Origin of the sequence: Cryobacterium sp. CG_9.6 (assembly GCF_029893365.1) — a bacterium.
Taxonomy (GTDB): Bacteria; Actinomycetota; Actinomycetes; order Actinomycetales; family Microbacteriaceae; genus Cryobacterium.
Genome location: NZ_JARXUZ010000001.1, coordinates 289,773 through 310,983, shown reverse-complemented (window position 1 = coordinate 310,983; position 21,211 = coordinate 289,773). Strand labels below are relative to the sequence as shown.

Annotated in this window: 22 protein-coding genes; 5 read left to right on the top strand and 17 right to left on the bottom strand. The window is 64.5% G+C overall.

Translation table 11 applies throughout. From position 1 onward, the window contains the following. Nucleotides 1–10: 10 nt before the first annotated feature. Genes H4V99_RS01445 through H4V99_RS01435 form a run of 3 tightly spaced genes read right to left on the bottom strand, consistent with a single transcriptional unit; the run spans nucleotide 11 to nucleotide 3,368 of the window. Nucleotides 11–574, bottom strand: a complete 564-nt coding sequence (locus tag H4V99_RS01445; protein ID WP_280674889.1) for an acyl-CoA thioesterase — start codon at nucleotides 572–574, stop codon at nucleotides 11–13. A 25-nt stretch (nucleotides 575–599) separates the two neighbouring features. Continuing rightward, nucleotides 600–1,775 (bottom strand): bifunctional 2-methylcitrate synthase/citrate synthase, encoded by a 1,176-nt coding sequence (locus H4V99_RS01440; RefSeq protein WP_280674888.1) that lies wholly within the window; start codon nucleotides 1,773–1,775, stop codon nucleotides 600–602. Nucleotides 1,776–1,805: 30 nt separating this feature from the next. Then, the gene (locus H4V99_RS01435) at nucleotides 1,806–3,368 is read right to left on the bottom strand and encodes an MmgE/PrpD family protein (RefSeq protein WP_280674886.1); all 1,563 of its coding nucleotides are present in this window, start codon (nucleotides 3,366–3,368) and stop codon (nucleotides 1,806–1,808) included. A 239-nt stretch (nucleotides 3,369–3,607) separates the two neighbouring features. On the opposite strand from H4V99_RS01435, the gene chrA reads away from it, so the two are divergent. After that, nucleotides 3,608–4,831 (top strand): chromate efflux transporter, encoded by a 1,224-nt coding sequence (gene chrA, locus H4V99_RS01430; RefSeq protein WP_280674884.1) that lies wholly within the window; start codon nucleotides 3,608–3,610, stop codon nucleotides 4,829–4,831. A gap of 57 nt (nucleotides 4,832–4,888) precedes the next feature. On the opposite strand, the gene H4V99_RS01425 is transcribed toward chrA, so the two are convergent. Together H4V99_RS01425 and H4V99_RS01420 are read right to left on the bottom strand one after the other, a co-directional pair. Beyond that, entirely contained in the window at nucleotides 4,889–5,893 is a 1,005-nt protein-coding gene (locus H4V99_RS01425) for an alpha/beta hydrolase (protein ID WP_280674882.1), read from the bottom strand. A 152-nt stretch (nucleotides 5,894–6,045) separates the two neighbouring features. Continuing rightward, complete coding sequence (locus tag H4V99_RS01420; protein WP_280674880.1) at nucleotides 6,046–6,585, bottom strand: YbhB/YbcL family Raf kinase inhibitor-like protein; 540 nt, start codon at nucleotides 6,583–6,585, stop codon at nucleotides 6,046–6,048. Between the two features lie 75 nt (nucleotides 6,586–6,660). Between H4V99_RS01420 and H4V99_RS01415 the strand changes: the two genes are divergently transcribed. The 4 genes from H4V99_RS01415 (at nucleotide 6,661) to H4V99_RS01400 (ending at nucleotide 10,777) form a co-directional block, all read left to right on the top strand. Further along, nucleotides 6,661–7,557 (top strand): rhodanese-related sulfurtransferase, encoded by an 897-nt coding sequence (locus H4V99_RS01415; protein ID WP_280674878.1) that lies wholly within the window; start codon nucleotides 6,661–6,663, stop codon nucleotides 7,555–7,557. A gap of 70 nt (nucleotides 7,558–7,627) precedes the next feature. After that, entirely contained in the window at nucleotides 7,628–8,863 is a 1,236-nt protein-coding gene (locus H4V99_RS01410) for a cysteine desulfurase-like protein (protein ID WP_280674876.1), read from the top strand. A gap of 72 nt (nucleotides 8,864–8,935) precedes the next feature. Next, nucleotides 8,936–10,327, top strand: coding sequence for an LLM class flavin-dependent oxidoreductase (locus tag H4V99_RS01405; protein ID WP_280674874.1), 1,392 nt, complete (start codon nucleotides 8,936–8,938; stop codon nucleotides 10,325–10,327). Nucleotides 10,328–10,387: 60 nt separating this feature from the next. Further along, a complete protein-coding gene (locus H4V99_RS01400) occupies nucleotides 10,388–10,777 on the top strand; it encodes a DUF1304 domain-containing protein (RefSeq protein WP_280674872.1) in 390 nt (129 codons plus the stop codon). A gap of 40 nt (nucleotides 10,778–10,817) precedes the next feature. Here the strand turns inward: H4V99_RS01400 and H4V99_RS01395 are convergent, their stop codons facing one another. The 12 genes from H4V99_RS01395 to hemE form a co-directional block, all read right to left on the bottom strand. Next, nucleotides 10,818–11,171, bottom strand: coding sequence for a hypothetical protein (locus tag H4V99_RS01395; protein WP_280674870.1), 354 nt, complete (start codon nucleotides 11,169–11,171; stop codon nucleotides 10,818–10,820). Between the two features lie 102 nt (nucleotides 11,172–11,273). Further along, complete coding sequence (gene hemL, locus H4V99_RS01390) at nucleotides 11,274–12,590, bottom strand: glutamate-1-semialdehyde 2,1-aminomutase (protein ID WP_280674868.1); 1,317 nt, start codon at nucleotides 12,588–12,590, stop codon at nucleotides 11,274–11,276. Continuing rightward, nucleotides 12,587–13,570 (bottom strand): porphobilinogen synthase, encoded by a 984-nt coding sequence (gene hemB / locus H4V99_RS01385; protein ID WP_280674866.1) that lies wholly within the window; start codon nucleotides 13,568–13,570, stop codon nucleotides 12,587–12,589. The genes hemL and hemB overlap by 4 nt, the downstream gene beginning before the upstream one ends. 87 nt (nucleotides 13,571–13,657) lie before the next feature. Further along, nucleotides 13,658–14,461, bottom strand: a complete 804-nt coding sequence (locus H4V99_RS01380) for a uroporphyrinogen-III synthase (RefSeq protein ID WP_280674864.1) — start codon at nucleotides 14,459–14,461, stop codon at nucleotides 13,658–13,660. Then, complete coding sequence (gene hemC, locus H4V99_RS01375) at nucleotides 14,458–15,411, bottom strand: hydroxymethylbilane synthase (RefSeq protein WP_280674862.1); 954 nt, start codon at nucleotides 15,409–15,411, stop codon at nucleotides 14,458–14,460. Before hemC ends, H4V99_RS01380 begins: the two co-directional genes overlap by 4 nt. Continuing rightward, a complete protein-coding gene (locus tag H4V99_RS01370) occupies nucleotides 15,408–16,502 on the bottom strand; it encodes a ferrochelatase (RefSeq protein WP_280674860.1) in 1,095 nt (364 codons plus the stop codon). The genes hemC and H4V99_RS01370 overlap by 4 nt, the downstream gene beginning before the upstream one ends. Next, a complete protein-coding gene (gene hemQ, locus H4V99_RS01365) occupies nucleotides 16,502–17,254 on the bottom strand; it encodes a hydrogen peroxide-dependent heme synthase (RefSeq protein ID WP_280674858.1) in 753 nt (250 codons plus the stop codon). Before hemQ ends, H4V99_RS01370 begins: the two co-directional genes overlap by 1 nt. Before the next feature lie 102 nt (nucleotides 17,255–17,356). Then, entirely contained in the window at nucleotides 17,357–17,683 is a 327-nt protein-coding gene (locus tag H4V99_RS01360; RefSeq protein WP_280674856.1) for a DUF3618 domain-containing protein, read from the bottom strand. Further along, the gene (locus H4V99_RS01355) at nucleotides 17,673–18,089 is read right to left on the bottom strand and encodes a phage holin family protein (RefSeq protein WP_280674854.1); all 417 of its coding nucleotides are present in this window, start codon (nucleotides 18,087–18,089) and stop codon (nucleotides 17,673–17,675) included. Before H4V99_RS01355 ends, H4V99_RS01360 begins: the two co-directional genes overlap by 11 nt. 98 nt (nucleotides 18,090–18,187) lie before the next feature. Next, nucleotides 18,188–18,493, bottom strand: coding sequence for a YtxH domain-containing protein (locus H4V99_RS01350; RefSeq protein WP_280674852.1), 306 nt, complete (start codon nucleotides 18,491–18,493; stop codon nucleotides 18,188–18,190). 117 nt (nucleotides 18,494–18,610) lie between these two features. Beyond that, nucleotides 18,611–20,080 carry a protoporphyrinogen oxidase gene (gene hemG / locus H4V99_RS01345; RefSeq protein ID WP_280674850.1) on the bottom strand — a complete coding sequence of 490 codons (1,470 nt, stop codon included), beginning with the start codon at nucleotides 20,078–20,080 and terminating at the stop codon, nucleotides 18,611–18,613. Between the two features lie 6 nt (nucleotides 20,081–20,086). Continuing rightward, nucleotides 20,087–21,208 (bottom strand): uroporphyrinogen decarboxylase, encoded by a 1,122-nt coding sequence (gene hemE, locus H4V99_RS01340; protein WP_280674848.1) that lies wholly within the window; start codon nucleotides 21,206–21,208, stop codon nucleotides 20,087–20,089. Nucleotides 21,209–21,211 lie beyond the last annotated feature (3 nt).

Sequence of the window (21,211 nt, the reverse complement as noted above, 5' to 3'; positions counted from 1 at the left end):
GCGACGGCACCTACTGCCAGATGCTGGGAGCGGGAGCGCGGGTGGCCGGCATAGCCACGTCGTCGCTCCACTCCAGCAACCAGGCCGGCACGGTGACGTTCTCGGGAGCCATGCCCACGGCATCCAGCAGTTCCTCGATGGGAACGACCCCACCGGTGCGCTTCAGAAAGCGGCCACGAATGAACCCGTGAGCGTAGATCTCGGGCGCCCCTGCCGCATCGGGCCGGACAAAGCGCTGCTCCACGTAGACGGCCTTTGCGTCAAAGCCGAGAATGCGCGACTCCACCGTAAATCGCTGTCCCACGGTGAGTGACTTGCGAAAACTGATGGTTTCCGCCACCACCACCGGATACCAGCCGCGTTGCACGAAGATCTTCCACACTCCGGTGCGATGCAGCATGTCGAAGCGGGCGACGTCCATGATGGAGAGGTAGACGCCGTTGTTCATGTGCCGCAGAATGTCGAGGTCGGTCGGTGACGTCACGAAGCGAGTGCGAGCCACGTCGTAGTGGCCGATTCTGGGGCCGAAGCGCGACAGGAGGGCGTGCAGGAGCGTGCGGAAGAACATATGCATTCTGCGATGCTATCGGCGACACCAGCTATTCGGTGACCTTGGTCACCTTGGTCACCTGGCTCACCTCCGCAGACAGGGGAACCTCACGCTCGGGAGCCCCGACGTACACCGACAGCGGCCGGATCAGGGCGTTCGAGGCCGTTTGCTCCATGATGTGGGCGGTCCAGCCGATCACCCGGGCCGTCACGAAGATGGGCGTGAAGGTTGCGGTATCAAAACCCATCACGTGATAGGCGGGCCCCGTGGGATAGTCCACGTTCGGCAGGATCCCCGTGCGTTCCTTCATCCCCGCCTCGAGTCGGGTAGATATCTCGAGCAGATCGGGGCGATGAAAGCGCTCAAGCATCGACACCATTGCCGCCCGCATTGTGGGCACCCGGGAATCCCCGTTTTTATACACGCGGTGGCCGAAGCCCATGATCTTGCGCTTGTGGGCCAGCGCATCGTCGAGCCAGGCGTCCACGCGATCGGGGGTGCCAATCTCGTCAAACGTGTACATCACGGCCTCATTGGCGCCGCCATGCAGCGCGCCCTTGAGTGCGCCGATCGCACCGGTCACCGCCGAGTACATATCGGAGAGGGTGGACGTGATCACCCGGGCCGTGAAGGTGGAGGCGTTGAACGAGTGCTCGGCATAGAGCACGAGGGAAATGCGAAAGGCGTCGACAACCTCGGGCACCGGCAGCTCCCCCAGCGTCATGTACAGAAAATTCTCGGTGTAGTTCAGGTCACTCCGCGGCTCCACGAGCGGCAGTCCATGCCGACGGCGCTGGTCGTAGGCCACGATCGCCGGCAGCTGTGCAAACAGATGCCGCGCCTTACGGTTGTTGTGTTGCGGGTCGTTGGATTCGGCATCCGGGTCGTTGGCCCCGATGATGCTCACGGCGGTGCGACAGACATCCATCGGATGCGTCGTCACGGGCAGGTCGTCAATGGCACGTCGCACACTGTCTGCAAGTGCCCGGTTCGACCGTTCCTCCACCTGAAAAGCGGTGAGCCGTTCGGCGCTCGGCAACTCGCCATCCCAGAGCAGCAACGCCACCTGCTCCACACTGCAACGTGCCGCGAGCTGCTGCACCGGGTAGCCGCGATAGAGCAGGGAGTTCGTGTCGGAGTTGACCATGGAGATGGCCGTGACATCCACGGGAACCCCGGCCAGCCCCTTGAAAATGTGCGGCTCTGCGGTCTCTGAGTTGCTCATACTGCTTCCTTCGACGGGTGGACGACGAGGCTAAAACAGGCCCTTGGGGTCGGTTGCCGGGTGCACGAGCCCACGCCGGGCCGTGACGGTGAGTCCGCGCAGCTCGGGTCCGCTGAGGTTGGGGAGGCGCTGGACCGTCTCCAAAAACCGCTCGATCTCATCGTTTTCAAGTGCGGGCTCCGCGAGGCTGCGGAACTTGGCCAGATACTGCTCACGGCCAAACGGACGAGCCCCGAGCGGATGCGCGTCGGCGACCGCGATCTCATCGGTGATTGTGCGACCGTCGGTGAGGGTGATCACCACCCGGCCACCAAACGCCTTCTCCTGCAGGTCGCTTGAATGGTATCGGCGCGTCCACTCCGCCTCTTCGACCGTGGTGATCCGGTGCCAGAGATCCACAGTGTCGGGCCGGTGAGTTCGCTGCGAACGGTAGGACTCCACGTGGTCAAAGTGGCCGTCTTGGAGCGCGACGGCAAAGATATAGCTGATGGAGTGGTCGAGGGTTTCGCGGCTGGCGTCGGGGTTGGATTTCTGCGGATCGTGGGCTCCCGACCCGATCACGACGTGGGTGTGATGGGAGGTGTACAGCACAATCGACGCGATCTGCGGCGTTGTGCCGCCCGGCTCGGCGTCGGAGGTGGGGTTCAGCTCCGGGTGTTCGCGGTGCAACCGCCCCGCCAGATCGATCCAGGCCTGCGCCTGATACTCCGCGGAGTATTCCTTGGTGTAGCTGTCGAGGATGGCGAGTTTGGCCTCGCCCGGTTCGGGAAGCCCCACGGAGTAGGTGTGGCCGGGTCCGTCAAGCAGCCAGGCGATGACGCCATCTTCACCCTCATAGATGGGAGTGGGGCTGGTCTGTCCGCGCATCGCTCGATCGATGGCCTCGATCGCCAGTTTTCCCGCAAACGCCGGGGCATAAGCCTTCCAGCTGGAGATCTCACCCTTGCGGGACTGCCGGGTGCTCGTGGTGGTGTGGAGTGCCTGCCCGATAGCGTGAAAAATGCACTCCTCGCCGAGGCCCAACAGTGTTCCAATGCCGGCAGCGACCGATGGTCCCAGGTGGGCAACATGGTCGATCTTGTGCTCGTGTAAATTGATGGCCTTCACGAGGTCAATTTGAATCTCGTAGCCGGTAACGATGCCGCGGAGGAGATCGTGACCGTTAAGCCCGCGGGTGGCGGCCAGATGCTGGGCCACGGCCAGAATGGGCGGAATATTGTCTCCGGGGTGCGAGTATTCGGCAGCGAGGAAGGTGTCGTGAAAGTCCAACTCACGAACGGCCACACCGTTGGCCCAAGCGGCCCATTCCGGGGAGACGCGGATGGCGGCATCCGTTCCGAAAATGTTGGCCCCATCACCGCCCGTGGAGCGCGGGTGGCTCAGCGCCTGCGCGCGAGCGGCCACCACGGGATCACGAACGAGCGAGGCGGCGGCCACGGCGGCGTTGTCGATGATGCGATTGATCACCATCTCGGTGACCTCGGGCGTGATGGGAACCGGATCGGTGGCGACCTGCGCCATTTTCCAGGCGAGCTGCTCCCCGCGGGGCAGGTTCTCGTCGCTTCGATGCACACGAATATCGTGAAACTTCACAGTAGAAATCTACCCGCGGAACCCTGAAAATACTGCACAGATTTTTACCGATTTTTTATGCCGTGGCACCACCCTCGCGAGCAGCGTCGATGACAGCGCAGCGGGGTTCACGTGCTGTTCACGTGGCTATCAAATTCCGCTATCCGGATTCGATATCGTTGACTTATGGTCACGGATTGGCTGCCCGATGAGGTGGCACGTCACGGTTATCGGTTATCGGCCGGGAAGGGAACCGACGAATGACCGATGGCGCAACTGCCCCGCCGCTCGTCAGGCAGGGTGCGGCGTGGGAGGTCCTCCGGGTTTTTCTGAAGCTTGGCGTGAGCTCGTTCGGTGGCCCCATCGCACACCTGGGCTACTTTCGGGACGAGGTGATCCAGCGCCGAAAATGGCTGGGCGACACGGAATACAGTGACCTGGTCGCGCTGAGCCAATTTCTCCCCGGGCCAGCGTCCAGCCAGGTTGGTTTTGGGCTGGGACTGCTTCGCGCCGGGCCGGTCGGTGCGATCGCCGCTTTTCTTGCCTTCACCCTGCCGTCGGCGGCCCTGATGGTCGCGTTCGCCTACGGAGCACCACTGTTCCAGGGTGTCATCGGCGGAGGAATCCTCGCCGGCCTCAAGATCGTCGCTGTCGCTATCGTCGCCCAAGCGGTGTGGGGAATGGCCCGCGTTCTCACCCCGGACCGGGTCCGAGCATCCATCGCCGTGCTCGCTGCCGCTTGCGCTCTTCTTCTGCCGGGAACAATCGGGCAGATTGGCGCCATCGTTCTCGGTGCAATCGCCGGGCTGCTCCTCTGCCGTGACTCAGTCAATCCGGCTATGGCCATGGTGCGCTTCCCCGTTACGCGCGCAGCCGGCATCACCTGCCTCGCCGTGTTCGTGGGGCTGCTCGTCGCACTCCCGGTCGCCGCGGCCGCGACACAGTGGGGAGGCCTGCAGCCGTTCGACGCGTTCTACCGGGCAGGAGCCCTGGTCTTCGGCGGCGGCCACGTGGTCCTGCCGTTGTTGCAGGCCGGTGTTGTTGACACCGGCTGGGTGAGCCCGGACCAGTTTCTCGCCGGCTACGGCGCAGCGCAGGCTGTTCCCGGGGCCCTGTTCACTTTCGCCGCGTATCTGGGCACGCTATCGACGGTCGGGCCCGGCGGGGTTGTGGGCGCAGCAATCGCCCTCACTGGAGTGTTCCTCCCCGGTTTCCTTCTTCTCACCGGGGTACTTCCGTTCTGGAACGTACTCCGCTCGCGCGCCTCGGCCCAGGCACTCATGCGCGGCGCAAACGCGGCCGTGGTGGGCCTTCTCGCCGCCGCACTCTACGACCCGGTCTTCACCACCGCGATCACCGCCGCCGGACCGTTCGTTCTGGCGGTCATCTGCTTCGTATTGCTCATCGTGTGGAGGATCCCCGCGTGGGCCGTGGTGTTGGTCGGAGCCGCCGGAGGAGGCGCCATGTCGTTATTCACCGGTTAGCAACTGATCACGGCGGAGCGTCGTGTGCGACACCCCTGCCGGTCTCCGAGGGCTGCGCTACACCGCTGCGGGAGTGACGGCGACGGCACCGACGGGGAGGGCGGCCTCGGAACGCGGCGCCACGCGGCGCACGAACTCGCCCAGCCGTTTATACACTTCCTGCGACTCGGGGTGGCGGGAATGCTGCTGCCAGGTATGCCGGGTGTTCACTTGATTTCGCCCGTAGATCATGGTGTCAACGCGGATGGATTTACTGCGTAGCGCCGCGATGAAGTTGAGGTTCGCGCGATAGAAGTAATCTCGCTCAGAGGTGGTGATGAACACCGGTGGAAAACCACCATCGAGCCACTCGATGGGCGACATGAACCGCGCCGCCGTGCGCAGATGAAGGCCTCGACCCCGCTCCGGCAAGAGCATGCGCAAGAAGTTGAGGCTCAGGACGAAGCCACGCTCAAACATCACCGAAAAATCGGCGATGCTGCAGTGCTGAACCAACCCAAGCAGATTGGTGCGGTCCACCCGGGGGCTGATGTTGTAGTGCGCGGCGAGTTCGGGTTCAAAAGTTGAGGCGGTGAGAAGCGCTGCGATGTGACCACCGGCGGAGTCTCCACCGAGCACAATACGGGTCGGGTCGCGGCCGAAGTCACTGATGTTGCGGGCAACCCAGTCCAACACGTCATTGCCGTCCTGCATCATGTGGGACAGCTGAAAGCGCGTGGCCATGCGGTAGTTGGCATTGACCACAATCATGCCCTCGGCAGCCTGACTGGCACAGTATTTCGTCAGCGGAGATTTGTCTCCCGACGTCCAGCCGCCACCGTGAAAGTACACGTAGACGGGGAGGGACTCGGCTGCATCTCGCGGTACCAGCACATCGAGACGGTGATCCCGCGCACCGTCTCCGGCGTAATCGATGTCGAGGTGGTACTCCACCGTGTCGATGGATTTGGCCTGCAAGAGGGTGGCACCGTTTTCGGGCAGGCGCAGCATGAGAGCCCGCCACACCCAGACCGGAACCCGGGAGAGACCGGTTTCCTTCGCAGAATTACGGAACTGTCGCACTCACTGAGGTTGCCTCGCGTTTGTGTGGGGGCGCTGGGAATCACCCCCACAGAGCCTGTAAGCCCCCCATTCAGGGGACAAACGGCAATACAGCGAACCGAGATAACACCGAACGGCCCGGCGCCGAAAACACCGCGACTCACGTACGCGTGTTACTGCGGGTCAGCTCCACCTGCGACGCCCGTGGCCTCGAGCACTGCGCGGCCCAGAACATGAAAATGAGCGTTGAAACCGAGCACGGCCGGGGTTGACTCCGGGTCCAGCTCGAGCGACTCCACGTCGAGGGCATGCACGATGAACTGGTAGCGATGCGTACCGGTTCCGGGAGGCGGTCCAGCGCCCACGAAAGAGCGCTGCCTGGTCTCATTGGGCAGCGTGCGCGCCTCGGGCGGCAACAGCGGACTGGCCGCTGCACCCGCACCAGCGGCGAGGGAGGTCACGGACACCGGCAGGTTATAAATCGCCCAGTGCCAGAAACCACTACCCGTGGGGGCATCCGGGTCATACATCGTGACGGCAAAGCTCTTCGTCTCGGGCGGGAAACCGGTCCAGGTGAGTTCTGGAGAGTGGTCCTCGCCGCCCGAGGCGGCTCCGTACTGCGGGGCGAACAGGGGCGCGGCATCCGTCATGTCGGTGCTCGTGAGCGTGAACTGCGGCACTTCGCCGAATCGTGCGAGTGGGTCGATAGTCATGTTGCCTCCAAGTATTGCCCGAAGCCTACGGGGGTAGACCACACGTCGGCTGACAACCAGCGGCTAAAATAACGGGTGGCCATTCCGAAGATCCTCCTCTACTACGCCTTCACGCCCCTCGCCGACCCCGATGCCGTGCGGCTCTGGCAGCGCGATCTGTGCGAGAGCCTGGGGCTGCGTGGACGCATTATTGTGTCGAAAGATGGCCTCAACGGCACCCTTGGCGGCGACCTTCCCATCCTGAAGCGCTACATTCGCAAAACACGCGACTACCCCGCCTTCCGGCACATTGACTTTAAGTGGAGCGAGGGTACGGGCGTCGACGAGTCTGGCCTCAGCCTCGATTTTCCCCGACTTGTCGTGAAAGTACGCGACGAGATCGTGAGCTTTGGCGCTCCGGGCGAGCTCCGAGTGGATGCCTCGGGCGTGATCGGCGGCGGAACCAGACTCGATCCCGTGGCTCTGCACCAACTCGTGGCCGAGCGCGGTGACGACGTGGTGTTCTTCGATGGGCGCAACGCCTTCGAGGCGGAGATTGGTCGTTTTCGCAACGCGGTGATTCCCGATGTGGTGGACACCCGAGAGTTCGTCGCCGAGCTCGACAGTGGCAAGTATGACCACCTCAAGGGCAAGCCGGTGGTGACCTACTGCACCGGCGGCATCCGCTGTGAGGTGTTGAGTGGTCTCATGAAGTCGCGCGGGTTCGGCGAGGTGTACCAGTTGGAGGGCGGCATTGCCCGCTACGGTGAGGCCTTCGGCGATGATGGCCTGTGGGACGGGTCGCTCTACGTGTTCGATCAGCGCATGGCGGTGAACTTCAGTGATCACACCGCGGTGCTTGGGCGGTGTCAGGAGTGCGGTGATCCCACGCGCCACATGCTCAATTGCCGTGATTTCTTGTGTCGCGAGCAGCTTGTGGTCTGCGAGGAGTGCGTGGCTCTCGCCGTTCCCTCCTGTCTCGTGAACGCCTAAGCGGCGGTTCATCGGCGCAGCGCCACATTCGAAAAAATGGTGGGACCGGTTCCTGTGATTGGATTCAGGGGTGACCTACAACGCGATTGCCATCCGATCCCACTTTCCTGCCCTCACCGCGGGTCTGGCCCATTTCGATGGGCCCGGCGGCACGCAAACGCCGCGTCAGGTTGGTGCGGCCATCGCCCTCACCCTCACCCGACCGCTCACCATCCGCGGCACTCGGAGCCTGCCGGAGCGCAACGCCGAGGCCGCCGTGCAGGGTTTTCGCCAGGCCTGCGCAGACCTGCTCGGTGCGGATCCCCGCGGAATCATCTACGGGCGCAGCGCCACTGCTCTTACCTATGACTTCTCTCACCATCTGTCCCAGCACTGGGGGCCCGGCGACGAGATTGTGGTCACCCGACTCGACCACGACGCGAACATCAGCCCCTGGGTTCAGGCCGCCGAACGCGTTGGTGCCACCGTGCGCTGGGTGGACTTCGATCCCGCTACGGGTGAGCTCACCGCCGCCATGGTCGCGGCCGTTCTCACGTCGAAGACCCGCCTGGTGGCCGTCACCGCCGCGAGTAACCTCATCGGCACTCGCCCACCCATCACCGCCATTGCTGCTCTCGTGCATGCGGTGGACGCGCTCCTCTGGGTGGACGGGGTTCATAACACTCCGCACGCGAGCGTGGACGTGCAGACCCTCGGAGCCGATTTCTATGTGTGTTCGGCATACAAGTTTCTCGGCCCGCACTGCGGTGTGCTCGCCGCCGCTCCCGAACTCCTCGAAACCCTGCACCCCGACAAGCTGGTGGCGTCAACGGATGCCAGTCCCGAGCGATTCGAGTTCGGCACCCTGCCCTACGAGACGATGGTCGGCGTCACGGCAGCGATTGATTTTCTCGCCGCCCTCGTGCCGGCGGGAGCGGATGCCGCCGCAGCGGGTGCCGCCGCACCCTCGCGTCGCGAGCAGCTGCTGGCATCCTTTGCGGCCCTCGAAGAGCATGAGGCGGCGCTTCGCGCGCGGCTGGAATCGGGCCTGGCGGAGTTGCCGGGTGTGACCATCCACTCTCGAGCGGCCAACCGCACGCCAACGCTGTTGATCACCTTTGCAAACCATTCCGCGGCCGACGCGTCACTGTTTCTCATCGAGCGCAAGGTTCTCGCGCCGGCCGGATCATTTTATGCGCTCGAAGCGAGCAGAGTACTCGGGCTCGGTGACGCGGGGGGTCTACGCATCGGCCTCGCGGCGTACACCACAGCCGGCGAGATAGAGCGCCTTCTGGTGGGTCTCGAAGACTTTCTGCAGCAGCCATAAGCGCTGCCTCGCGTGTAACGGTTTGTTGCACTGCCGCGTGCAGTGTGCGCCGGCACAGTGCAGCATGGGGTCATGACCCGAGAGATTCGCTTCAACGCCTTCGACATGAACTGTGTCGCCCACCAGTCAGCCGGCCTCTGGCGCCACCCGGATGATCAGGGCTGGCGATACAAGGACCTCCGGTACTGGACCGACCTCGCCAAACTGCTCGAGGCGGGAAGCTTTGACGGTATCTTCATCGCCGACGTGCTCGGAACCTATGACGTCTACGGCGGCAGCAACGAAGCGGCCATCCGCCACGGCGCGCAGGTTCCGGTGGGCGACCCCATTCTGCTCATCTCGGCCATGGCCAGCGTCACCGAAAACCTCGGCTTCGGCGTCACGGCCGGAACGTCCTACGAGCACCCGTACCCCTTTGCTCGGCGCATGTCCACGCTCGACCACCTCACTAACGGTCGCGTCGGCTGGAACGTCGTCACCGGCTACCTCCCCTCAGCCGCGCGCAACATGGGTCACGACGACCAGCTTGAGCACGATGACCGCTATGACGTGGCCGACGAGTACCTGGAGGTTCTCTACAAGCTGTGGGAGGGCTCGTGGGAGGACGACGCGGTTGTGCGCGACCGCGAGGCAGGTGTGTTCACTGACCCAACGAAGGTGCACGAGATTGGGCACGCGGGCAAGCACTTCACGGTGCCCGGAATTCACCTGGCCGAACCGTCCACGCAGCGCAGTCCCGTCATTTACCAGGCGGGAGCGTCGCCGCGCGGCATCAAGTTTGCGGCCGAGAATGCTGAGGCGATTTTTGTGGCGGCGTCCACGAAACCGCAGCTCAAGGCGACGGTTAAGAAGATTCGTGATGCCCTCGAGGCTCAGGGCCGAGACCGCTACTCCGCCAAGATCTACACGCTGCTCACCATCATCACCGATGAGACACCCGAGAAAGCTCAGGCGAAATACCAGGAGTACCTCACCTACGCGAGCGAGGAGGGTGCACTGGTCTTCATGTCGGGCTGGATGGGCATCGATCTGTCCACCTACGACCTCGATGAGCCGATCGGCAACGTGAAGAGCAACGCCATTCAGTCTGCCGTGGCCAATGTGCAGGGCGCCGGGGGCGAAGGCAAGGAGTGGACCGTGCGCGACATTGCCCGCCAGGGTGCCATTGGCGGCCTCGGACCCATCGTTGTGGGTTCCGGCGTCGAGGTGGCCGACCACCTGCAGGACTGGGTGGCCGACACCGACGTGGACGGCTTCAACCTCGCGTACGCCATCACGCCCGGAACCTTTGAAGACGTGATCGAATTCGTCATTCCCGAGCTGCGCAAGCGCGGCGCCTACCCGGAGGGTTACACGGAGGGCAGCCTGCGTAACAAGCTGCACGGTCGCGGAGACCGACTGCCGGCCGAGCACCGGGGCGCGGGTTACCGACTCGAGACCGCCAACGCGACGCTCACGCCGTAAAGTTCGCTGTGGACCTACCGCCGAAATATAGGCCATGACCCAGCCCTCTAGGCTGAGGCCATGGCCTATATTGCTGCGTTCTTCGTTGCCCTCGCTGCACTGTTGCACGGGTACATCTTTTTCATGGAGAGTTTCTGGTGGGCCCGGCCGGAGGTGTGGAAGCGCTTCGGTGTGAAAAATCAGGCCGCCGCCAACACCATCAAGCCCATGGCGTACAACCAGGGCTTCTACAACCTGTTCCTCGGTTTCGGCGCTGTCTTTGGTCTGGGCCTGTACTTCGGGGGTCTGTGGATCCCCGGCGTGACCCTGATTCTGTTCACGACGGCCTGCATGGTGCTTGCCGCGATCGTGCTGCGCACCTCCGGTCCGAGCTACACTCGGGCCGCGGTCGTTCAGGGCACCCTGCCCCTCATCAGCTTCGTCCTGTTCATCGTCGCGCTCTTCACCTGAGTGCGGGGAGCACTCACCGCGGGTGCGGCGGCGCGCGAGGCTACTTGGGGTCGAGCTTGAGCGAGGCGATCAGGTCGGGTGCGTGCTGGCTCGTGAGGATGAGGCGCGAGAATTCTTCGTCCACCAGGTCGATCACCACGGCTTGACGCTGCCTCTTGATGGACACGAAGTCCTTACCGCCGTGAAACTTCCAGGTACCTGCCGCCAGAACGAGCGGAATGAACGTGCCGGGTGAGCGGATGCCGCGCAGCCAGATCCACGGATCCTCCGCAATGATCACCGAGCGAATGCTCTCCCGGCTCACCACGATCGACTCCCGCCGCACCGCTAACGTTCTCTCGGTGCGGGTGAGGTGGATCTCAAGCCGATCGGGGTGAACACTCAGTGAAGCCATGACTCTAGTCTGCCGGTTCGGACGGCATCCGTTGTGCCGACACCCACAATTGGTTGCTGCGGGCACCTCGAACGGTTCGTTGTCGGTGCCACATCAGCTGCCCTAGACGGTGGCTGCAGCCGCCGCGCGCGCCGCCGCGGGGAGCGCGTCGAAAATGCGACCGATGGCCGTCTCGTCGTGCGCGTTGGACACGAACCAGGCCTCGAACACCGACGGCGGCAGTGACACTCCGCCATCGAGCATCGCGTGAAAGAACGGTGCATAGCGAAATGCTTCCTGGCGCAAAACCTCGGCGTAGGTCCGCGGTGCCTGGGCGGCGGCCTCCGCACCGAACACGAAGCTGAACAGGTTTCCGGCTCGCTGCACCCGGTGGGCAACGCCCTCCGCCGACAGTGCTGCAGAGACCGCTTCGGACAAGAGCAGTGATGTGGCGTCAATGTGTTCGTACACCGCAGCATCCACTGCCTTGAGGGTGGCGATTCCGGCAGCAACGGCCACCGGGTTACCCGAGAGCGTTCCGGCCTGATACACCGGGCCGAGAGGAGCCAGGTAGTCCATCACGTCGGCACGACCACCGAGCGCGGCTACGGGGAGCCCACCGCCAATGATCTTGCCGAAAGTGAGCAGGTCGGGCTTGTAGCGGTCGTCTGTGGCGTTTTCCAGGCCCCAGTAGCCGCCCGGAGCCACGCGGAAACCGGTGAGCACCTCATCAAAGATGAGCAGGGCACCGTGCTCGTGCACGATGGCGGCGAGGCCCACGTTGAATCCCGGGTCCGGGGCCACGACGCCCATGTTGGCGGCGGCAGCCTCGGTGATGAGGGCCGCAATGCGACCGGGGTGCGCCTCGAAGGCGGCGCGGACGGCGTCCAAATCGTTGTAGGGCAGCACAAGCGTCTGCGCAGCGGTGGCTGCCGTGACCCCGGCGGAACCCGGCAGGGCAAGGGTGGCCAAACCGGAACCGGCCTCGGCCAGCAGTCCATCCGAGTGTCCGTGGTAGTGACCCGCAAACTTAATCAGCAGATCACGGCCGGTGAATCCACGCGCCAGACGAATAGCCGTCATGGTGGCTTCCGTGCCGGTGGACACAAGGCGCAACTTTTCGATCGCGCCCACTCGCCCTTTCACGAGCTCAGCGAGTTCGGTCTCGGCCGGAGTCGATGCTCCGAAGGAGAGTCCGAGCTCGGCGGCGTCCTGAACCGCCTTCACGACATCCGGATGAGCGTGGCCCAGAATGGCGGGACCCCACGAGCTCACTAGGTCGACATAGTCGCGACCGTCGGCATCGGTGACGTATGCACCGAGTGCCTTGACGAGAAAGAGCGGGGTGCCACCCACGGAGCGAAAAGCTCGCACGGGCGAGTTCACACCACCGGGGATGGACCGCTGGGCACGCTCGAAGAGTTCATCATTGTTGGTCATGCGCGTTCCTCATTCAGCCAGGTAGCGAGCTCTACAGCCCAGTAGGTGAGCACGGCATCAGCACCGGCCCGACGGATACTCAAAACAGATTCTTCGACGGCGCGGCGCCGGTCGATCCACCCTTGGGCGGCAGCGGCTTCGATCATGGCGTATTCACCCGAGACTTGATAAGCCCAGACGGGGACCGAGCTCATGGCGGCGACCTCGGCCAGAACGTCGAGATAACTTCCGGCCGGTTTGACCATCACGATATCGGCGCCCTCATCGATGTCGATCTGGGCTTCACGCACGCCCTCGCGGCGGTTGGCCGGGTCGAGCTGGTACGTGCGACGGTTCCCCACCAGGGTGGAGGCGACGGCTTCCCGAAACGGGCCGTAGTAGGCCGATGCGTACTTGGCCGAGTAGGCGAGCACTGCGGTGTCTTCGAAACCGGCCGCATCCAGGGTGGAGCGCACGGCGGCAACCTGGCCGTCCATCATGCCGCTCAGGCCGAGGAGGGCTGAGCCGGCCGAGGCCTGGGCGAGGGCCATCTCGCTGTAACGCAGCAGGGTGGCGTCGTTGTCCACGCGACCATCCTCGGCAAGCACACCGCAGTGTCCATGGTCAGTGAACTCATCCAGACAGAGGTCGGTCTGTACGACGAGGGTGTCGCCGATCTCCTCGACGAGAGCTCGCGTGGCCACGTTGAGAATTCCGTTCGGATCGGTTGCTCCCGTTCCGGTGGCATCGCGCACCTCGGGCACTCCGAACAGCATCACCCCACCGATGCCCGCCTCGGCGGCCGCAACAACCGCGCGGCGGGCACTGTCGACGCTGTGCTGAACGACGCCGGGCATGGACTGGATAGGCATGGCCGCGCTGCCTTCCCGCACGAACATGGGAAGAACGAGCTCGGCGGGGTGGACGCGGATTTCACTGGCCAGGCGACGAAGCGCGGGGGTGGTACGCAGGCGTCGCGGGCGGATAACGGGGTTACTCACGCCTCTAACCCTACGACCCCGGGCTGCACGCCCCCTGCGTGTTTCCCCAGCTGATGCACGTCGCGCGCACAGGGTCGGCGCGCGCTGTCAGTGCGCGTCAACCGCGGAGACGGCCGTTGCAACGGCCGCGGTTACGAGCGCCTCAATGAGCGATTCGGCGGTGCGATCCGTCGCGATCACGTCAACGCGCAGACCCATGACCCGCGCATCCTTGGCGGTTTGCGGACCAATGCAGGCCACCAGGGTGTTCTCGGGGATAGAGCCGAACTGATCCTGAACCTGGCGGGCGACACTGCCGCTCGTCACGAGCACCGCCTGCACAAGGCCAGCCTTCACGTCGGCGACGACCTGGTCGCTCACGGGAACGCCAACGGTGCGATACGCCACGACGGATTCCACATCGTGTCCAATGCGTCGGAGCCCCTCGGTGAGGAGCGGCTTGGCGATCTCGCTGCGCAGCGTGAGCACCCGCAGGGGGATGACGCCGGCGGTGGCACTCTCCCACTCGGCGAGCAGTCCGCGGGCCGAGTTGTCCTCGGAGGGAACGATATCCACGTGGTATCCGGCCGCAACGAGCGCCGCTGCCGTTGTTTCACCCACGGCAGCGATGCGGGTGCCGGGGCCGACCACGGCACGGTGGGACTGCAAAACATCCACGGTGGTGGCACTCGTGATGGTCATCCAGTCGAACTCACCAGCGGCGAGACGCGCCAGCGCCTCGTTCAGGGCCGGAGCATCGTCCGTCGCCGCAAAGTTGATCATGGGGGCCACGATCGGGTGCGCACCCTTGGACCTCAGGTTGGCAGCAACCTGGTCGCCCCAGGGCCCGCCGCGCGGGACGAGGACTCGCCATCCGGCGAGGGGCTTGGGCAGAGAATGTCGAGGATTCACGTGGTCACTTTCAGTGGGGCGAATTCGGCCGCGCCACCGGCCAGCAGGTCGACTGCGACACGTTCGGAAATGTCCTGTGCCGCGTCGTGCAGGTGCGCAGCGGAGTGGGACTCGGGTGTGGCCGCGTGCGAGCTGGTGATGCGTCGACTGCCATCGGGGCTGTAGACCGTGGCGGTGAGAAAGAACAGTCCGGTGTCGAGCACTGCGGTGGCACCGACCGGTGCGGCGCAGCCCGCTTCAAGCCGCGCCAGTACGAGCCGCTCAGCCGAGACGACGGCCTCCGTGGACACGTGGTTGATGGACTGCAGCGCCGACGCGAGCACCCGATCGAGCTTGCCGCTGCGCACCTCAATGCCGAGGGCTCCCTGGCCCGGAGCGGTGGGCCAGTCCGAGAGTTCCAGAATTTCAGACTGCGCAGCGTCGAGCTTGCCCAGACGGCCGAGGCCGGCTGCTGCCAGCACGACGGCGTCGAGGTCACCCTCAACGACGCGTCCGAGTCGGGTGTCGATGTTGCCACGAATATCCACAATGGTGAGGTCCGGGCGACGCTCCCGAAGCTGCGCCATCCGGCGCGGCGAACCTGTTCCCACGCGCGCACCCTCCGGAAGCGTGTCGAGCGTGAAGCCCGAACGGGCGCACAGCACGTCGCGGGCATCCGCTCGCTTCGGGATGGCGCCGAGGGAGAGGCCCGGGTAGGCATCCGTCGGAAGGTCCTTGAGCGAGTGCACGACGAGGTCGCACTCGTCGTTCAGCAGCGCCTCACGCAGCGCGCTCGCAAACACACCCGTCCCGCCGAGGCTCGAGAGCGAGTCGGTCGACGTGTCACCGTGGGTGACGATCGGCACGATCTGCACCTCGGACCCCGACGAGTTGGCGATGCGGTTGGCGATCGTCGTCGTCTGCGCCAGCGCGAGAGCGCTACTGCGTGTTCCAACGCGAATTACACTCACGGAACCATTCCTGCAACGGCCGGCTTGAATCCGAAGCGCACGTTCTCGCAACAACCGGGCCGACACACGTCGTACCAGGGACCCAAATCAGTGACCGACTTGCGTTCCTCATTGGGGGTGTCGTTCAGGCGTTCCTCAACGAGGTCGATGAGGCCGCTGACGAACTCGTGAGAAACGCCGGGTGTGGGAACGCGGACGGCAAAGATGCCGTGCTTCTCACTGGATTCCATGGCTTCGTTGTCGAGATCCCACATCACTTCCATGTGGTCGCTCACGAAGCCGAGCGGAACAATAACCACCGCACGGATGCCGCGCGCCGGCAACAGCGCAATGGCGTCGTTGATGTCGGGCTCGAGCCAGGGCATGGTGGGCGGCCCGCTGCGGGACTGGTACACCAGCTGCCACGGCGTGGTGTGGCCCTTCATGACCGTCTGCGCCACGGCCATGTGCTGGGCGGCATAGGCGCCACCCTCACCGAATCCACGCTCGGGCGGACCACTCTTGTTGGCGTCGGTCATGGGGATCGAGTGGGTGGAGAACAACACCTCCACCTCGGTAGCCAGGTCGATGCCGGGAAGCTGAGCGGCAACATCCGCCAGGCCCTGCTGCACTCCGGTGACGAACGGAGCGACAAAGCCGGGGTGGTCGAAGAACTGGCGCACCTTGTCGATGTGAACGACGCCTTCGAGGTTGGTGTCGGTGAGCGCGGCAGCGAAGTCCTCACGGTACTGGCGGCAGCCGGAGTAGGAACTGTACGCGCTCGTGGCGATGGCGAGGAGACGGTCTTGGCCCGCATCGTGCGCCTCGCTGATGGTGTCTTTTAGGTACGGTGCCCAGTTGCGGTTACCCCAGATCACGGGCAGAGCAATGCCGCGTGCGTCGAGCTCGGCTTGAAGGGCAATCTGAAGCACACGGTTCTGGTCGTTGATGGGGCTCACGCCGCCGAAGTGGCGGTAGTGAACAGCCACAGCCTCGAGGCGGTTCTCGGGGATACCGCGACCGCGGGTTACGTTGCGCAGGAAGGGAATGACATCGTCTTGTCCCTCGGGTCCGCCGAAGCCGGCGAGAAGAATAGCGTCGTACTCAGTCATTACTGAAGCACCTCCACGAGTTCGGCTGTCGTAATACGACGACCGGTATAGAACGGAATTTCCTCACGCACATGGCGGCGCGCTTCGGTGTCGCGCAGGCCGCGCATGAGGTCAACAAGCTCAACCAGCTCGTCGCTTTCGATGGGAAGGATCCACTCGTAGTCGCCGAGCGCGAAGGACGACACGGTGTTGGCGAGTGCGCCGCGGTAGGCGGCACCCTTGCGACCGTGATCGGCAAGCATGCGACTGCGGTCGGCGTCAGGGAGCAGATACCACTCAAAGCTGCGCACGAACGGGTACACGGTGAGCCAGGCTCGGGGAGCCTCACCGCGCAGGAAGGCCGGAACGTGGCTCTTGTTGAATTCGGCTTCACGGTGAACACCCATGGCGTTCCACGTAGGCAGCAGGCTCTTGAGCAGGCGGCTGCGGCGTAGTTCGCGATTGGCCCACTGCAGGGTCTCGGCCTCGGGGGCGTGAGTCCACACCATCAGGTCGGAATCGGCCTTGAGACCGGACACGTCGTAGAAGCCACGCACGGTCACACCCTCGGCTTCTACCAGCGCGACAATGTCATCAAGCTCGGCGACGGCGCGCGGAACATCGTGACCGTCGAGGTCGTCGGGGTTGTGCGGATCTTTGCGCAACACCGTGAAGAGAGTGAATCCCTGAGGCGAAGCTTCGGGAGCGTCGCTAGTTGTGGAAGGTGCGGTCTGGGTAGGGTCTACTGCCTCTCCGGCAGCCGGGTGAGTCATAACCCTAGTCTGCTCCGAAAGGGTCCAGCGACAAAATGCGATCTTCACGCACCGCACACCTTCACAGGCAAAGTTATGGCTCCACGGCCATCAAACGGATGCCTAGAAGCGCTTGGACAGCACCGCTCGCGCACCCAACCACACGACGGTACCTACTGACAGCGCGGTACCGAGGGCAATTCCAGCGAGGGCAACCGGATTATCGTCACCGAGCCGAAGCATAGACAGGTGAAAGCGTCGCTTTTTGATTCTCAGCTGTTTCGGAAGATTGAGCTTGAGTTCGATCGCGTCAAGCGTGCTCGCGAGCTGCGCTCTGGCGTGCATCGCTTCCGCTCGAAGCTCCGCTGTGCTCTGCGAATGAGTGGCAGCAGAAAGGTCGGTGCCGGGCTTGTTCACGGCGGGCTTGCCGGGTGTGTTCTCAGTTTTCATAACGTCCAACCCCTTTGAGTGCGTCAACGTCGTTGCGGAGGCTCGCATGCACACCCGCGGGGTCAGGCGCGGTTGCGGCCTTGACCCGGTTGATTCCCACGAGCACAAGCACGGCTGCCATCGCGAGCAGCAGAGCGAACACGATGAGGGTGGCAAGCCACAGCGGCAGGAACAGATCGAAAACAATGATTAGCAGGGCGATCAGCACTCCGAGCGCGAAGAACCCAATTGCGGCGGCCACGATAAAGAGCACGGCTCCGACGCCGAAATTCTTGGCCTTACTGGCGAATTCGGCCTTGAAGGCGTCGAGTTCGGCCTTGACCAGATCACTGATCTGCCCAGGAAGCTCTGCGAGCAGGGTGATCAAGGATCGTTTGCTCTTCGGGTTGAACCCACTAGTAGTCACGGATGACCCTTCCCGGTGCGATGAACGAGGTGGTACTGAACAAGATGGTGCTGAGCTCGGTGGTACTGAACTCGGTGCGCAGTGATGCGCCGCTCGAGTCAGCGGCCGCTGGGCTCAGTGGCGGAGGTGCCAGTGGCGGAGGTGCCGGTCGCAGTGTTCTTCGACGAGGACTTTCCGGCCACAGAGGTGACGATCTTTTTGCCGGCGTCGTAGAGCACACCGGGAACGTCGCCCACAAGCTCGAGGCCCAAGTCGCGCGCTTCGGTCACTCGACGCTGAACCGGCGGGGCGTTCCAGAGGTCGGTAGCACCGGCTTTAATCTGGTCGTAACGTTTGCGGCCGGCGCGTGCACCCAGCACGTAACCAACTAGTCCGCCCATGATGAACAGAAGCTTTCCACGCATTGAGACTCCATTCTTCGAGGTTCAGTTACCCACAATAACGCCAGTGGCCAGAATAATGCACGGCATATGAGGCCGAAACGAGGGCCGCTGACCGGGGAGCACGCCGCCAGGTGCGACTCAGAGACCGAGCGATGCCTGTCGGATGCGGGCCGCGGCGGCGAGGGCATCCGGTATCACCGATGCCAGTCCCGTTCCGGCCAGCCAGGCGCCCGTAACCTCCAGCCCGGGAGTGTCGGCCAGCGCCTCGCGCACGATCGCCACCCGCTCCGGTGCCCCGATGGTGGCGGGCGAGATCGCATCGCGCCACTCCGTGCGGGCGAAGCCCCGCACCATGCTCGCCGACAGCGATGCACCCAAAAGAGTGGAGGCATCGCGGAGGGCAAGCTCCTGAAAGTCCTCGTCGGTCAGCGTCTCGGCCGGATTGGCCTGACCGGCGCGTCCGTAGGACAATCGCACAACGTGGCGTCCGGCACCGGCGGCCTCCGCCACCCAATCCCATTTTGCGGTGACATGGGTGAGCGCCTTCGCCGTCACATCCGGAGCATTGGCAGCCACAAGCACACCGGTTCCGCGTGGCTGAGCATCGAGTTCGGGAGCGTCAAGAACGAGTGTGGCCAGCGTCACAGCGGTTGGTCCCGGCCAGTCCAGTTCACTGAGCGCATCGAGGTGTTCACCGAGCGGGGCCAGAAGCCGAAGCGCCTGTTTACCCTGGGTCGCTACGATCACAAAGCGCGCTGTGCGCTCCATCTCATCGGTGCTGGGGCTGGTGGCCTCGTCGGACGGGGTCAGCGCAATCACCCAGCTTCCGTCGGCGTCGGCGTCTCGGCGCCGCAGACTCGTCACCGAGCGACCGGTTTCGATCACCGCACCGAAATGTTCGAGGTCGGCGGCCAGTGCGGCGGGCAGTCGCGACATGCCGCCCCGCAGCCCACCCACGTTGGACCCGGCCGGGGCACCTGCCCGCAGGGCGGAGACGGCGCCACTGAGCGAACCTGCGGTCGTGAGCGCACGGTTGAGTCCGGGGGCGACCACGTCAATCTCAAGTTCACGGCTCGTGGTTGTGTACACGCCGGAGGCGACCGGTTCCACCAGGCGGTCCAGAACTCGGCGTCCCATGCGTTTGCCCACGAGGTCACCGAGGCTGTGTTCGCGTCCAATGGTGAGCACGGGCATGAGCCGGTCAGCGTAGGCGCGCAGCGCGCCACTCCACCCCACCACGCGTCGCACGTCGTCAGCCAGCGGAGAACCGGGAATGCCGAGCACGCCGGCCTTGGGCAACGGCACGCTCACCGAGCGCGCTCCCCTATTCTTCAGCGCGGGCAGGTGCAGCCAGGCTCCGGCAACATTCGGGTACACAATCTCGTCGGTGAGGCCCAGCTCTTCGACAAAGGCCGCCACCGTTCCGCCCCGCACGGCGAAGCTCTCCGCGCCGCTGTCGAGGCGGAGTCCAGCCACCTCGTGGCCGGCAACCGGGCCGCCCACGACATCCGCTGCCTCAAGGATGTCGACGCTGAGGCCAAGGCGGGCACAGGCGCGCGCAGCGACGAGGCCCGCAATTCCTCCGCCGATGACGACAACGTCGTACATGGCGGTCTAGTTCTCGGCGCTCACGGAGTGCACGAGCGAGACCAGCCGGGTCAGCACGTCGGGGTCGGTCTCCGGGGGAACACCGTGGCCGAGATTCAGCACGTGAGATGGTGCGGTGCGACCGCGTTCGAGCACGTCGCGCACGTGCGCTTCCAGCACGGGCCACGGTGCCATCAGCAGGGCCGGGTCAACGTTGCCCTGTATCGGCACACCGCCACCGAGCCGACGGTTGGCCTCATCGAGGGGTACGCGGTAGTCCACTCCCACCACATCCGCGCCAATGTCGTGCATTGCCTTCAGCAGTTCGCCGGTGCCAACACCAAAGTGCACGATGGGAACGGTGCGTTCCACCGCACCGTCGCCCGCACCGTGCTCGGTGTAGCCGAGGCCACGCACGTGAGCGAGGGCGGCGGCCGAGGCCGGGGCCACGGATGCCGTGTAGTCGGCCAGAGACAGCGCTCCGGCCCACGAGTCAAACAACTGCGCAGCGCTGGCGCCGGCAACCACCTGGGCACGCAGGAAACGGCCGGTCACATCCGCGGTCCACTGCATGAGCTTCTCCCAGGCGGCCGGGTCGGAGTGCATGAGGGAGCGTGCGTGCATGTGGTCCTTGGACGGGCCACCCTCCACGAGGTAGGCCGCCAGCGTGAAGGGGGCGCCAGCGAATCCAATCAGGGGAGTGGAACCGAGCTGGGCCACCGCGAGGCCGACGGCCTCTCGGATGGGAGCCAGTGCCTCATCGAGAACCGCCGGGTCGAGGGCGGTCAGCTCGTCGACATCCGCTGTCGTCCGAACGGCCTTGCCAAGAACAGGACCCTTGCCGGGAACGATTTCCACGTCGACGCCTACGAGCTTGAGCGGAACAACAATGTCGCTGAAGAAGATGCCCGCGTCAACGTTGTGGCGGCGTACCGGCTGCAACGAGATTTCGCTCGCAAGCTCGGGGTCGAGGCACACGTCGAGCATGCGTGTTCCCACGCGCAGGTCGCGGTATTCGGGCAGCGATCGACCGGCCTGACGCATGAACCACACGGGTGTCACGTCGGGGCGGGTACCCTGATAGGCCCGGATCAGGCGGGAATCGGCGGTGACGCCGGAGGACAGAGGGTGCTGCGCGTCGAGGATCATCGG

Excerpts from the sequence above, each read along its gene's own strand:
- H4V99_RS01445 (WP_280674889.1), bottom strand. The coding sequence starts at position 574 with ATGCATATGTTCTTCCGCACGCTCCTGCACGCCCTCCTGTCGCGCTTC.
- H4V99_RS01440 (WP_280674888.1), bottom strand. The coding sequence starts at position 1,775 with ATGAGCAACTCAGAGACCGCAGAGCCGCACATTTTCAAGGGGCTGGCC.
- chrA (WP_280674884.1), top strand. The coding sequence starts at position 3,608 with ATGACCGATGGCGCAACTGCCCCGCCGCTCGTCAGGCAGGGTGCGGCG.
- H4V99_RS01420 (WP_280674880.1), bottom strand. The coding sequence starts at position 6,585 with ATGACTATCGACCCACTCGCACGATTCGGCGAAGTGCCGCAGTTCACG.
- H4V99_RS01405 (WP_280674874.1), top strand. The coding sequence starts at position 8,936 with ATGACCCGAGAGATTCGCTTCAACGCCTTCGACATGAACTGTGTCGCC.
- H4V99_RS01400 (WP_280674872.1), top strand. The coding sequence starts at position 10,388 with ATGGCCTATATTGCTGCGTTCTTCGTTGCCCTCGCTGCACTGTTGCAC.
- H4V99_RS01395 (WP_280674870.1), bottom strand. The coding sequence starts at position 11,171 with ATGGCTTCACTGAGTGTTCACCCCGATCGGCTTGAGATCCACCTCACC.
- hemL (WP_280674868.1), bottom strand. The coding sequence starts at position 12,590 with ATGACCAACAATGATGAACTCTTCGAGCGTGCCCAGCGGTCCATCCCC.
- H4V99_RS01370 (WP_280674860.1), bottom strand. The coding sequence starts at position 16,502 with ATGACTGAGTACGACGCTATTCTTCTCGCCGGCTTCGGCGGACCCGAG.
- hemQ (WP_280674858.1), bottom strand. The coding sequence starts at position 17,254 with ATGACTCACCCGGCTGCCGGAGAGGCAGTAGACCCTACCCAGACCGCA.
- H4V99_RS01360 (WP_280674856.1), bottom strand. The coding sequence starts at position 17,683 with ATGAAAACTGAGAACACACCCGGCAAGCCCGCCGTGAACAAGCCCGGC.
- H4V99_RS01350 (WP_280674852.1), bottom strand. The coding sequence starts at position 18,493 with ATGCGTGGAAAGCTTCTGTTCATCATGGGCGGACTAGTTGGTTACGTG.
- hemG (WP_280674850.1), bottom strand. The coding sequence starts at position 20,080 with ATGTACGACGTTGTCGTCATCGGCGGAGGAATTGCGGGCCTCGTCGCT.
- hemE (WP_280674848.1), bottom strand. The coding sequence starts at position 21,208 with ATGATCCTCGACGCGCAGCACCCTCTGTCCTCCGGCGTCACCGCCGAT.